General features: G+C 48.3%; 13 protein-coding genes. 7 read left to right on the forward strand and 6 right to left on the reverse strand.

All coding sequences use genetic code 11. The features are described from left to right. Positions 1 to 2 precede the first annotated feature (2 nt). The 3 genes from ACQUQM_RS06235 to ACQUQM_RS06245 form a co-directional block, all read right to left on the reverse strand. Positions 3 to 1577 carry a hypothetical protein gene (locus tag ACQUQM_RS06235; protein ID WP_432473624.1) on the reverse strand — a complete coding sequence of 525 codons (1575 nt, stop codon included), beginning with the start codon at positions 1575 to 1577 and terminating at the stop codon, positions 3 to 5. A gap of 42 nt (positions 1578 to 1619) precedes the next feature. Beyond that, the gene (locus ACQUQM_RS06240) at positions 1620 to 3161 is read right to left on the reverse strand and encodes a hypothetical protein (protein WP_432473625.1); all 1542 of its coding nucleotides are present in this window, start codon (positions 3159 to 3161) and stop codon (positions 1620 to 1622) included. A gap of 176 nt (positions 3162 to 3337) precedes the next feature. Continuing rightward, positions 3338 to 4153, reverse strand: a complete 816-nt coding sequence (locus tag ACQUQM_RS06245) for an alpha/beta hydrolase (RefSeq protein WP_432473626.1) — start codon at positions 4151 to 4153, stop codon at positions 3338 to 3340. 293 nt (positions 4154 to 4446) lie between these two features. Here ACQUQM_RS06245 and ACQUQM_RS06250 point away from each other — a divergent pair, with 293 nt between their 5' ends. Together ACQUQM_RS06250 and ACQUQM_RS06255 are read left to right on the forward strand one after the other, a co-directional pair. Beyond that, positions 4447 to 4785: a DUF3622 domain-containing protein gene (locus tag ACQUQM_RS06250; protein ID WP_432473627.1), complete on the forward strand. Its 339-nt coding sequence runs from the start codon at positions 4447 to 4449 to the stop codon at positions 4783 to 4785. 109 nt (positions 4786 to 4894) lie between these two features. Next, a complete protein-coding gene (locus ACQUQM_RS06255) occupies positions 4895 to 5149 on the forward strand; it encodes a hypothetical protein (protein WP_432473628.1) in 255 nt (84 codons plus the stop codon). A gap of 163 nt (positions 5150 to 5312) precedes the next feature. On the opposite strand, the gene ACQUQM_RS06260 is transcribed toward ACQUQM_RS06255, so the two are convergent. Then, positions 5313 to 5912 carry a short chain dehydrogenase gene (locus tag ACQUQM_RS06260; RefSeq protein WP_432473629.1) on the reverse strand — a complete coding sequence of 200 codons (600 nt, stop codon included), beginning with the start codon at positions 5910 to 5912 and terminating at the stop codon, positions 5313 to 5315. 108 nt (positions 5913 to 6020) lie between these two features. Between ACQUQM_RS06260 and ACQUQM_RS06265 the strand changes: the two genes are divergently transcribed. After that, positions 6021 to 6902: a LysR substrate-binding domain-containing protein gene (locus ACQUQM_RS06265; RefSeq protein WP_432473630.1), complete on the forward strand. Its 882-nt coding sequence runs from the start codon at positions 6021 to 6023 to the stop codon at positions 6900 to 6902. A 53-nt stretch (positions 6903 to 6955) separates the two neighbouring features. After that, positions 6956 to 7447 (forward strand): hypothetical protein, encoded by a 492-nt coding sequence (locus ACQUQM_RS06270; protein ID WP_432473631.1) that lies wholly within the window; start codon positions 6956 to 6958, stop codon positions 7445 to 7447. Here the strand turns inward: ACQUQM_RS06270 and ACQUQM_RS06275 are convergent. Further along, complete coding sequence (locus tag ACQUQM_RS06275) at positions 7419 to 7982, reverse strand: Crp/Fnr family transcriptional regulator (protein WP_432473632.1); 564 nt, start codon at positions 7980 to 7982, stop codon at positions 7419 to 7421. The two genes, ACQUQM_RS06270 and ACQUQM_RS06275, sit on opposite strands and share 29 nt — an antisense overlap. 178 nt (positions 7983 to 8160) lie before the next feature. Between ACQUQM_RS06275 and ACQUQM_RS06280 the strand changes: the two genes are divergently transcribed. The 3 genes from ACQUQM_RS06280 (at position 8161) to ACQUQM_RS06290 (ending at position 11935) form a co-directional block, all read left to right on the forward strand. Beyond that, entirely contained in the window at positions 8161 to 9039 is an 879-nt protein-coding gene (locus tag ACQUQM_RS06280; RefSeq protein ID WP_432473633.1) for a DMT family transporter, read from the forward strand. A 123-nt stretch (positions 9040 to 9162) separates the two neighbouring features. Next, positions 9163 to 10977: an SLC13 family permease gene (locus ACQUQM_RS06285; protein WP_432473634.1), complete on the forward strand. Its 1815-nt coding sequence runs from the start codon at positions 9163 to 9165 to the stop codon at positions 10975 to 10977. A 397-nt stretch (positions 10978 to 11374) separates the two neighbouring features. After that, the gene (locus ACQUQM_RS06290) at positions 11375 to 11935 is read left to right on the forward strand and encodes an acyl-CoA thioesterase (protein ID WP_432473635.1); all 561 of its coding nucleotides are present in this window, start codon (positions 11375 to 11377) and stop codon (positions 11933 to 11935) included. Positions 11936 to 11959: 24 nt separating this feature from the next. On the opposite strand, the gene ACQUQM_RS06295 is transcribed toward ACQUQM_RS06290, so the two are convergent. Further along, on the reverse strand, positions 11960 to 12901 hold the full coding sequence (locus ACQUQM_RS06295; protein WP_432473636.1) for a LysR family transcriptional regulator: 942 nt from the start codon (positions 12899 to 12901) through the stop codon (positions 11960 to 11962). Positions 12902 to 13034: the final 133 nt, after the last annotated feature.

The following is a 13034-nucleotide window of genomic DNA, read 5'->3' on the forward strand; positions in this document are numbered from 1 at the left end:
GATTACCGGATGAAATCCTGTGTGGTATCGACTAGCTGGTTATTCTGGTTATAGCTGAAGCGGGTGATCTGGTTGCCTTGCTGGCGCTCCAGCAGTTGTGGTTTGTCGACAGCCCAGCGCTGGTCGGTTGTCTGCTGCTGAGCGGTGCCTTCAGCCTCGATAATGCGGGTGACCAGACCCCGTTGCATATCGTATTGGTAGCGGCTGACGACACCGTTCCAGTCGGTTTTGGTGTGCAGCAGGCCGTTGTCGTAGTAGGTGTAGGCTTTATTGGCGCCGGTGCAGTTGGCGGTGGCATGGCCTTGAATCTGCGTCGGGCGTTTCAGGCCTTCGATGGTCTCGAAATGATAGGTGGTCTGCTTACCTAAAGGGTTGGTAACGGTGGTAGAGCCATTGTCATTAAAGGCTAAATCAACCCGTTCCTGCCCGTCATGTTCGCTCATTATGCCGCGGCCCTGGTTGTCATAAGCCCAGCTGGCAAAACGGTTGCCATCGGGGCCGGTAATGCCGGTCAGGTGATTGGCGAAGCTGCTGTTTTCGTAGTGATACCGGGTCGTGTTAGCGTCATGATCGGTTCGGCTGAGCAGCCGACCGTCAGTGTCGAAGTTAAAGCTGTGCGTGATTGTACCGTTGAGCCGGGCGTTGCTGAGTTGTCCGTTATTCGCGTAGGTTAGCTGCAGGATATCGCCCAGATGGCTGGTGATCGTGGTTTCCCGGTCGGAATAGGTGAGAGAAGTGGTTTCGTCCGACAGACTGGTTAGCAACTGCAGGCGGCCCTGTGCATCGTAATGTTCCGTTATGCCTTGCAGGCTGGTGATTTGCCAGCGCGGCGAATGGCCTGCGCCCGAATCCGTAACGCTGAAGAAAGTATCCGCACCGGGCTGCCACTGACCATTTAACAGGGTAAAGGCAAGCCCCTGGCCGTCAGGCCGCATAAGCAAAGCGTTTTGGTTGTTCACAATAAAACTGGATTGGTAACTGTGTCGCCAGGTCTCAGTGCCGCTGTTGTAATGCAGGGCAAGCGGTACGACTGAGCTGAAGATGGTTTCAAGCTGGTATTTATTGCCTGAGGCAATACTGATCGGGTTGCCTGCAGAACAATCCTGCTGGCCCAGTTCTTTCTCATCACCGTTAGCGGGCGGGACATAAAAGATCACCATGCTGTCTGAAGCTGAACAGCCACCGACACTGCCGGATAAACGTAGCTGGTTTCGGCCCTCTTTGAGCGACACGCTGGCCGCACCGGACTGTAAAAACTGTACCAGGCTGGTAAATCTGCCACTTTGCTGAAAGAAGACCGTGCCATTGTTCGACGCGGTGACACTGCCGTAATCGCCGTTTTCGGCATCGCCCGATCCGGTTCCGGTTACAGTGATCGACGCGTTGGCTGTGGTGCTGCCCGAGGCGGGTGAAGTGAAGCTGAGCGAACAGGCATTGGCCATACCCGGCAGTGCCAGCGACAAGCAGACCAGCGAAAGCAGTAGTGCATTTTTGGGTTTGCAACGAGGTCTGTATAAGCCAGCTTTGCGTTCATGTAAGACCGAGGCCAGAGGCCCCTGTTTAAAGTGTATCGACATTACTATCTTCCTGGATGGTTATTGAGTGTTCTGTCGGGGTGATTACTCGGTATCAATTGTTCCCGTCTGGATGACCTGTTCCAGTTGGTTGCTCTCGTTGTAGATGAATTCGGTTTGTTGATCGGCTTGTATCTGGTGAGTCATCAGCGGTAAGTTCGCATCCCACGTCTGGTCAGTAATGCGTTCCTGATCCGTACCTTCCGCTTCTGTGATCTCAGTGATCAGCCCGCGGTCGTTGTATTCGTAACGGGTGGTATTACCTGCCCAATCGGTTTTGCTCTTGAGCAGACCGGATTCGTAATAGCTGTATTCTTTATTAGCGCCGATGCAATTTTCAGTCGCATGGCCCTCTATTTTTGTAGGTCGTCTCAACCCTTCAATGGTTTCGAAGTGGTAGGTGGTTTGTTTACCTAACGGGTTGGTGACCGTGGTGGTGCCGTCCTTGTTAAATACTAACTCTACTTTTTCCAGGCCGGCATGTTCGCTCAAAATACCGCGTCCCTGTTCGTCATAGGCCCAGGTCGCAAAACGTACCTCGTCCGGGCCGGTAATGCCGGTGAGGTGGTTGGGGAAGTTTTCATCTTCGTAATGATAAGTGGTTATGTTGTCAGTATGATCGGTTCGGTTCAGAAGACGGCCTTCGTTATCGAAGTTAAAGCTGTGGCTGATTTGGTTATTCAGAATAGCTTTATTGAGATGACCGTTATCATCATGCTTAAGCTGCAGGGTATTGCCGAGGTGGTCAGACACTACCGTGGTATCTTCTTGTACCACCTTAAAATCACCAAAAGAACCAAACTCTATCTGATCACCTTCAGCATAATAGGTGAGGGTCGTGGTATCGCCCTGCAGGGTGGTGTTAGACATTAGGCGACCCTGATTGTCATACAGTTCTGTATCACCTTGTGGAGTGGTGACCTGCCAGCGGGGAGAGGTATTTGTATTCAGATTTATTAATTGGTAATACAAATCTGCTTTAAATGTCCAAGCATCATTTATCTTTATTACTGTTAGTTCTTTTCCGTCAGAGCGTTTAAGTATGGCAGTAACAGTATCTGTGATTGAAAAATGATATTCATAAGAATGTATCCACTGTCCCGTATTGCTGTTGTAGCTAAGGGCTAATGGTAACGTGTTATAAATAGTCTCAGCCTGAAATTTATTCCCTGTTGCAATATTAATGGGGTTTCCGGCGCAGAGACTTGTTTTTCCATTGTTTCTTTCTGATAGGCTCGGAGATTTATAGCACTGCGAATTGCTTTCAGGCCCCGGTGATCCTTTTTGGCCACAAGGGTATGTAGTTATATAATTTTGGTATGGAGGACCATGTTTTCCTTGAAAATTATGAATACAAAAGGGTTTGCCATAAATGGGATCAATCTTATAAGAACCGTTTACTGCTGAACACGCCATTGTACTTGTCGGGAAATGATATGCAGGCTTATTCCAATAGTAGGTAGACAGAACATGAAATCTGTCCTCCTTCCAAGATCCATCATCTTCAAAGGCTTGCAGGGGGAGGGGGGTTATCGATGCCACTACAGCAGTGGTACATAACAAGGTGCGTAAAAAACTCAGATCCATGAGTATGTGTGTCCTGTGTGTTTTTTGTTTAATCCTTTAAACGTCCCTGAGCCTAACTAATTAACAGGGCTGTTTCAATCTTCAATGTTCGCAAGCTTAACAACCAGGGTTTACTTTCCTCCTGCTAAAAAGTGGTTGTCAGCTCCCTGTACGATTTACATGATCCCGCTACGAACTCAGGGGGCCTCAATAAACTGTGTGACCTCAAGCCACCAGCTGGCTTGAGCATCGGTTGGCCAGCTATTATGGTTGGCGTCTTTAAATACCCATAGTTGCTTGGGTGCGATCAGTTTTTCATAAAAGCGTAACGAATGTGCAGCTGGAATAATTTCATCCCGTTCAGCAATAAGCACAGCTGTACGCCCTGTAAAATGAATCAGACTCTGGCTGTTGTTATATCGGTCCCGTGTAAGCCAGCGAGCTGGTAAGTACCAATAGAGAGTTTGAGCAAGTTCAGGCAGGGAGTCCCAGGGTGTAATAAGTACCAGTGCGGTAACAGGTGAATTACTCTGAGCTGAAGCCGCAGCAGCTACCGCCGCACCCAGTGATTCACCCAAGAGAATAATGGGACCACCAAACTGTTCCGTGGCGGTATTGACGGTCTCCCTTGCATCAGAGACTAACGAGTCTTCGTTTAATGGTCCGGGTCGCCCACCATATCCAGGATACTCGCTGAGAATAACGCGATACCCTGATGCGGTCAGGGGGCGAATATAAAAGCGTCGGTCCCATGCGCTTCCGGCATTACCATGAAATATAATAATGGTGCCTTTTACCGGTGACTGTGGCGTTGCCAGCAAGCCTCTGTAATGGTTATTGGATGCCGGCCATGGTTGCATATGCTGACTAGAAATCAGTTTTTCCGGTGGGCGATACTGATCAGGAAAATAGAGTAGCTGCGTTTGGTTCAGGTAGATAAACAGAAGCAACAGCAGGTAGATGAAAGCAAACATAGAAGTTAAACGGAGTGTTAATTCAATCATCATTTTCATTGCAAGGTGACTGTTTAGGCTACAGATGGTTTGTTGGCCATCTCAGATTGTGCAGGTTATCTATTACAATTTTAGCTGTTTTAGTATTGCGCTCTGTAATGCGATAAAGCTGCTAGAATAAAGATTCGTTTTTATTGTAGTAAACTGTTCAAAAGTGCTAGATAAATATCATCCTATGCTTCAGTATCCGTGCCTCGAAGTCAGGATCATCAGGTGATGGCAATTATTTGCAAGCGATACCTGAAAACAGTTCAAAATTCAGTAAAAGTTAACCCTGAGGGGAATGAAGAAAAATGGCAAAAGGTAAGAAGTACGATTACCGGGTAGTACAAAACGGTACCTCATGGACAACTGAAATTGTTCGACAGATTACATCGAAAAAAACACTGGTATCAAAAAGCCAGGATGGATTTACCAGCGAAGATGACGCTAAAGCATGGGGCGAAACTGAGCTGAAGTCATTCACACAAAGCCAGAGTGAACGTAATCAGCGTCGCAATGAACAGCGCGAGTTAAAGCAGCAGGCTGAAGCCGAAGCTAAAGCAAAGTATGCAGCAAGAATTGAAGCTGAAGCGCAGGCTGAGCTTGAAGCGGACCTTAAGCGTGACCCGCAGGCGCCTGAGTCAGAATAAAGACAGCAGTTAATTATTCATTGAGCCTGTTGCCCGCCAGCAGGTTGAACACCTGACATCAGTTTACTCAACCTACCACCAGTGACCATTAAACAGATCAGGAAATGATATGAAGCCAACCATTGTTTTCGCGCTATTTGTTGCTTTGACCGGCTGTGTGGCAAATGCACCTGTTGCCAGCCTGGATTTGGTGATCTGTGAGTCACCACGACCGCAGATGTGTACCCGGGAGTACCGTCCGGTCTGCGGCTATAAACCGGCTCCGGGTGACAGGCAGTACCTTACACAAAGTTATGGTAATGCCTGTGCCGCTTGTGCCGATTCTGAGGTTAAAGGCTTTGTTGCAGAAGCTTGCCCTCAATAGGCAGTTATATCTGCTGTGCCGGTTGCCCGTGACGTTTGGATATTAATAATCAGATCTAGTCAGTTACATCCAGATGTTGGTTGCCGTGCTGATTGGCTACTTCTGATCAGATATAGTCAGTTACATCCAGATGTTGGTTGCCGTGCTGATTGGCTACTTCTGATCAGATATAGTCAGTCACATCCAGAGTAGCTCCGTGCTGATCGCCTTCAAGTGCTGCTATATAGGCTTTGGCTGTATCCGCGGCACTGATTCCATAACTGCTATCCATACCCATCAGCTCCATTGTTTCCTTAACAAAGGCCGGTGCTACGATATTAAAGCGCAGGCTTTCGAGCTCAAGGGCAGCAGCACGGGCGTAGCTCTCAAGAGCCCCGTTAACCATACTGATTGATGCTGAACCAGGCATAGGCTGACGCGACAGAATACCGGAAGTGAGGGTGATTGATCCTCCCTTGTTAATGTATTCACGGCCATAACGCAGCAAATTGATCTGTCCCATCAACTTGTTTTCCAGCGCCAGCTGGTAATCGTTATCAGTATGGTCTGACAGCGAGGCAAAACTTGCCAGACCTGCAGCGGATATTACAGCATCGAGCTTACCCGCTTTTTTGAACATGGTTTGGATCGATTTCGGGTCAGAGAGGTCGACCTGCAGATCTCCGCTTTTGTAGTTTGCGGTTATGATTTCGTGTTGTGGGCTGATCGCCGCAACGATCGCTTGTCCGATAGTACCTGATGCGCCAATAACTAATACTTTCATACTGATAGTTCCTGATTCGTTTTTTAATGTTGATGGGTTTATCCTATATTTGTGCGTTAAACTGAAAAACAGTTATTATTTGAAATCATTATTCATAAAAAAAGAAATATGGATCTAATTAAATCAATTCAGGTTTTCGAGCGGGTAGCTTCTCTCAACAGTTTCAGCGCGGCTGCGAGGGAGCTGAGCATGGTTAATTCGGCGGTTAGTCGACACATAACGCAACTGGAGAAACGGCTGAACTGTAAGTTGCTTGCCCGTACCACCCGCTCAATGAGCCTGACGGCAGAAGGTCGGCATTACCTGCAGCGATTTGCTGCGATCACTGCCAGCGTTACGGCGCTGGACTACGAGGCTGAGCAGCGCCATGAAGTCATCAGCGGTGAAATTCGGATTACAGCACCGGTTCATGCCGGGCTGTTATATAACCTGCAGCGTCGGCTTACCTGTTTTATGCAGCAATATCCCCAGGTTCGATTGTCCTGGCTCAGTGCTAACCGTTATATAAATCTGGTGGAAGAGGGGGTCGATCTGGCAATACGTGTCGGCGAGTTGGCTGATTCAGGTATGATCGCCAAAGAGCTGTGTAAGATGCAGGTCTGCTTTGCCGCGAGCCCTGAATACCTTGAAAATCATGGTTGTCCTGAGCATCCTGATCAATTACCTGATCATCAGTGTATCGTCGACTCTGGCAACCGTCAGCCGGCCCGCTGGAGCTATAAGACTGGTCATACGGTACGTCAGGTAAAAGTAAAATCCCGCATCGATGTTAATAACGGCGAACTGGTTGCTGACTTTGCTGCCGATGGTTTCGGCATAGTGTGTCTGCCGGATTTTTTACTGCAGGAACATATTGATGCGGGGCGTCTGGAGCGTATTCTGCAAGGCTATGAGATAGACCCTGTACCGGTCTCTCTTTTCTATCCGGCCAACAGGTTGATGAGTCCGGCCCTGCGTGCACTGATAGACGCTTTAGCTGATAAAAAGTGAAGGCAGATCGTTAAAATTGGCGAAGATTGCGGTCTTGTTCCAGACTGAAGTGTATGAATATAATCATAACCAGGCAGGGTTATCGTTGTTTCAGGCTTATTTTTCTAAGCATTATTCTGTCTGTACCATGCTACCTTCACAGTGCCCCGGGCCATCTGATCAGGGAGATTCCAGCAGTCTGGCTTTCTGATATTGCTATCGCGGCTTATGACAGCCATGGACCTGTTATTTACTATAATCCACTTCTTACTGAGCAGGTCGGGCCATGGATAACCGAATTTATCAGGGCCCATGAGTTCTTTCATCACCATCTTGGCCACCTGCAGCGAGAAAAGTATCAGAGCACGCCCCTGAACCGGTCCTGGTTAAGGCGTGAATTTGAAACGGAAGCCGATTGCGAAGCGGCAAAAGTGGTTTCCCCTTATGCGGTGGTTGCTGCGGTTGAGTATTTTGTTGCAACGCAGGGGCCTACCCGACCAGATCCTTTTCACCCAACCGGTTATGAGCGGGCGGCAACTATTCGCGATTGCGCTGGTGATCGTTGAATCTGAGTTGTTTCAATTTACTGCGTGAAGCGCTTCTGTAACCGACTTTTCCGGATGCTGCTGTTTTATCGACTATCAGGTTATCTCCCTTGCGCAGTGAACGCGCCATCTCCCGGGCAAGGTTCATCATCAGCATGCCGAAATCAGAGGGGGCTATATTATGCAATTGTTGGAATACTGCTGAGCTGATTTCGAGAACCAGAGAATCTTCATTCGCGACGGCGGTGCCAACCCGGTTATGCAATGCAATCATGCTCATAAAGCCGATCTGTTCGCCGACTTTGTAATCACGGATGAAGGCATACTGCTGCAGGTGGCTTTTATAATAGGCGAATGAGCCTTGTAGAATGATAAAAAAATTGTCGCCTCTCTCGTCAATTTCAAATAGAGTCTCATCAGTTTCGAGGCGATAGATCCGACCATTATCGAGCAGCCAGAGCACGGTTTCTGTGCTCAGAGCCCCGAACGTTGAGGCTTCTTTAAAATATTCAGCCGAATACTTCTGCAATAGCTTTTGTGCTGTAAGCAGTTTCATTGTTGTGTTCCCCCAGGTTCACTACTATTCAGCATAGGTTAGAGCCGACAGTCAGCAACCGTGAAACCTTGTTTTTTTCATTATTTGTTTTTTTAATCGTTTTATTTAATAAAAAGAAATTCTTTATATTAAATACTTATAGAATCTTCCATGTTTAATAAGGATTGATGGTTTTTATATGAACTCAAGCCACAGTAATCTGGTTCGCCTGGTACCTTTATTATTTGTCTTATTGTGGAGTACCGGCTTTATCGGGGCTAAATATGCGCTGCCCTATATAGAACCTTTTTATCTGCTGTTTATCCGTATGCTGCTGACTCTGGTTGTCTTTCTCGGCCTGGCAATCGTGTTCCGGGCACAATGGCCGACTCTGCGACAGGGTGGCCATCAGGCGGTAGTCGGCTTGTTGATCCATGCTTGCTATCTGGGCGGTGTTTTTGCCGCTATAAAATGGCAAATGCCCGCGGGTATTACTGCCATCGTCGTGGGGCTACAGCCTCTGCTTACAGCGCTCATTGGCTGGCAATGGTTGGGTGAACGGCTGCGTGCAGTGCAATGGATAGGCCTGTTCCTCGGATTAGTCGGCGTCATACTTATCCTGCTTAACGGCCAGAGTACGGGGAGTTTTGAATTGCAGCCTCAGGCAGCAGTGGCCGCTTTGCTGGCACTGGTTGGTATATCCGTAGGTACCTTGTATCAGAAAAGGTTTGGAGGTGGGGTCGATCTGTTATCGGGTTCGATCTATCAATATCTTGCCACGGCAGTGGCGATGGCTATATTAGCGTTCCTCTTTGAAGAGCGTGCAGTGCAATGGCAACCGCAGCTGATTTTTGCTTTAGGCTGGCTGGTTTTCGGACTGTCTGTCAGCGCCATCTTATTGCTGATGTTTATGATCAGGGAAGGGGAGTCAGCACGGGTCGCCAGTTATTTCTATCTGGTACCGCCGGTGACCGTTCTGGAGACCTGGGTATTGTTTGGTGAGCAACTTAGCCTTATTCAGGGCGTAGCGATTGTGGTCACCGTTTTGGGGGTCTATCTGGTGCTGCGCCGTAGCTGATCGGAGAGCAACGGCATACCATACAGAGCACTGTCGTATGGCTGTCTGCTAAAGAAATTATTGCTACTGCAGACAGTAAACTAACGCTATTTACTGTCTGACCTTGTGTCTTTAAGGACTCTTGTGAGCCTCGAAATACTGTTTGTATTTGGCCTTCTTCTGAGCACGATATTGTTGTTTATCTGGGATCGTATCCGGATGGACATTGTCGCTATGATGGTGGTTGTCGCCCTGGCGGTATCTGGGGTAATTACTCCGGCAGAAACCGTATCCGGATTCGGCCAGTCTCTGGTTGTTATGATCGCCGGATTGTTTGTCGTTGGCGAAGGGATTTTCAGAACAGGAATTGCTGCTGCGGTTGGTAGCTGGATTTTAAGGGTCGGTGGAACTAATGAGAAACGGTTGTTGCTGATCCTGATCCCGGTGGTTGCCGGAATGTCGGCCTTTATGAGCTCCACCGGAGCTGTCGCGTTATTTATTCCTGTGGTGCTGAGCATCTGCCGCTCAGCTGCGCTGCAACCCTCACGTATGTTGATGCCGTTATCATTTGCATCTTTAATCGGTGGCATGATGACGCTCATCGGTACGCCACCTAACATCGTTGCCAGCACCCAGCTTGAGGCTGCAGGATTGGCGCCGTTCGCATTCTTTGATTTTACCCTCATCGGTGGCGTGATCTTATTGTTTGGCACCATCTATCTGGTCTTTATTGCACCTTTATTGTTGCCTGCCAGCGGTGTCAGGGATGCAGCACATCCACATCTTCGGGAGTTTGCCGAGCGTTACGGTATACAGGATCATCTTTATAAACTACGGGTCAGGCAAGATTCTGTACTGATCGGAAAAACGGTATCTCAGGCTCTGCTGCGAACTAATTATGAGGTAACTGTGTTTGCTATCCGGCGTGATGGCAAAATGCTTTCGAGCCTGATGCCTGTGCTAAGCGAGACTGTAATACAGGGCGGGGATGTGTTGCTTGCTTATGGCGAGGCTGAGGGGATTGAGCAGATGTGCAGCGAAACCGGCGCTATGTTTTTCGGTTTCCCTTCCGGTGAACAGACGCGGCTGCATAAGGAGTTTGGTGTAGCTGAAGTGATGCTGCATAACCGTTCGCCTTTGATTGGAAAAACCATCAGAGAGGGCCGTTTCAGGGAACAGTTTAATCTTAGTGTGATCGGTATTCTGCGGGATGGTAAACCGCTGCTGGCAGAGTTCAACGGGGCTCCTCTTCAATTTGGCGATAGCTTGTTGCTGGCCGGTGGTTGGCGTTACATTGAAGCACTGGATGATCGACGTAATTTTGTTCTGCTGGAGACCCCCGCAGAGATGACCGAATCTTCTGCCCGCTGGGGACACGCACCTTTGGCATTGATCATTATGGTGATGATGCTGGGACTGATGATAAGTGGTGTCACCTCAAGCCTGACGGCTATTCTGCTGGCAGCCATGGCGATGGTAGTGACCGGTTGTATCAATATGAATGAGGCCTACAAGTCATTGAATGGCAGTAGTCTGGTGCTTATTGCGGGAATGCTGCCACTGGCGCTGGCGATGAAGAAAACCGGCGCGCTTGATCTGGTCGTTGATCTGCTGCTGGATACGCTGGGGCAGAGCACTCCGATTATTATCTGTGCCGGACTGTTTGTCCTGACCTCGGTGCTCAGTCAGTTTATTTCTAACACTGCAACAACGGTACTGATCGCTCCAATATCCATAGCCATTGCGACCGGGATGGGGTTAAGTCCGGAGCCGTTTATGATGACGGTTGCTATCGCCGCCTCGACTGCGTTTTCAACGCCGATAGCATCACCAGTTAATACCCTGGTGTTGGTCCCGGGTAATTACCGTTTTATCGATTTTGTGAAGGTGGGGCTACCATTGCAGATTATGTCGATGGTCATCACGCTGCTGGTAACGCCCCTGGTCTTTCCATTTTAAAAGAAAGGGCGGTTTAATTTTCTGCTCTGGTCAGGGCATGGGTCTGCCAAGTTTGCACTGTTATGGTGCTCTGCACCCCGGTAACGATGATAACCCTTGCGGTCACAGGCCTGTGGAAGCTGAGTAGTTAGTTGTGCCGGGCCAAGTTTAGGGCTTACGCCGGTTACGGGGGGCAGGTTAATTATGGTAAATTTCAAAGATATAGAGTGTCGCTACGGAGTTAATCTGAATGTGGTCATTCTATAGGCACACTATTTGCAGATATATAACTAAACTGGCACAACACAACACTGTGTCTGTAGAGTTAATGATAGACACAAAAGAGATACGCAAATGTTTTTATAATCGCAAATAGTGTATCATAATAACTAAAGTAATGAGCATACAGGCTGCGTAAATGAGCGAACATGATTTTCGAACCGTTAAATCTTCACAGACCGTACTGAAAGAACTGATGGTTCCCTCCTATGCAAATTTCGGGGGTAAGGTTCATGGTGGCGTTATTCTTTCTTTGATGGATAAGATTGCGTATACCTGTGCAGCATCTCACGTTAAGGGTTACTGCGTAACCGCATCGGTTGATTCGGTTGATTTTATGAACCCGGTTGAGGTGGGTGATCTGCTGACACTGTCGGCTTCGGTTAACTATGTTGGTAACTCGTCGCTGGAAATTGGTATTAAGGTGGTTTCAGAGGACTTCCGTGAAGGGGTGGTCAAGCATACCAATACGTCTTATTTCACCATGGTTGCGCTGGATGAAGAGACCCGCAAACCGGTGCAGGTCCCTGGTCTGATTCTGGAAGATGAGCAAGAGATTAAGCGTTTTATCGAAGGTAAGATCCGTAAAGAGTTGAAGCGCGGACACCGTGCTGAAATGAGTAAAATAAAAGCGGAACTGGATCTGATCAGAGAGATCAAGAAACTGGAAGATGAGAACTGTCGCCTCTACAAGCTTTGATTCAACAGCTTAGGTTTTAACAAATCAGGTTTCTGCCGTCTGCAGGTAATCCGGTAACTGCATAGTTACAAAGTGCCTGCAGGCCATCTCCAGCATACTCTGAGCCGCCGGGCTCAGAGAGCGCCCTTTTCGGGTAACAATACAGATCTCACGATTAATTATTGGTTGCTGCAGAGGAATAAACCTTAACTCTTTGAATGAGTCAGTGCTTGCCGCCAGCGCAGGCAGTATCGAGATTCCCAGTTTCTGTTTGATCAGGGCTGCGATGCCCGCCGGGTTAGACACTTCAACCATTGCCCGCTCTTCAGTCGGGCTGCTCCCACCTGCTTCCCTGAACTGACTCAATTGTGCTCTGATACCTGTATCGGCGGAGAGAAACAATAACTGCTGCTGTTGTAAGTGTTGCCAGTCAATCGCGGTCTTTGTTGCCAAAGGCGAATCGGTTGTAACCACCACGCCGTAGCGATCTTTCAGTAACGGCTGGTAATTAAGGTCAGGGTGCGCTGAGTGGTTGGCGCCGATACCGAAATCTACTTCGTTCTCCAGTACCCGTTGTTCTATTTGCGCGGCACTGTCATCCCGCAGTGAGATTGAGATGTTAGGAAACTCATACCGGTACTGTTGAATAACGGCGGGCAACAGACGACTTATAGTTGATGGTGATGCGGCAATGCCTATATGGCCCTGCTGCTGTTCCGCAAGCGCTTTGAGGTCGCTCAGGGCAGTATCGAAATCAGACAGTAAGCGTATCGATACCGGAAGAAACTTTTCCCCTGCAGATGTCAGAATAACCCGCCGGGTAGTTCTGTCGAATAAGGTCAGGCCAACATCCTGCTCTAACTGCTTTATGGTTGCGGTCAGCGTTGATTGAGTAAGATGCAGACGGCTTGCCGCGCGGGTAAAGCTGCCGCAGTTGGCGACCTCATAAAAGGCACGGAGATGGCGGATGGAAAGGGTATTACTCATTATTCGTTTATATCAATTAATTAATTGTATTTTATTGTTTGAATGATAAATGGATCTTCTGCATCATAGCCAGCACTATCTATTAATATTTTTATTAAAACTGTGGCCAATCACAGTTTTGACTTCGTACAGG

Origin of the sequence: Amphritea sp. HPY (genome assembly GCF_050870985.1) — a bacterium.
Taxonomy (GTDB): Bacteria; Pseudomonadota; Gammaproteobacteria; order Pseudomonadales; family Balneatricaceae; genus Amphritea.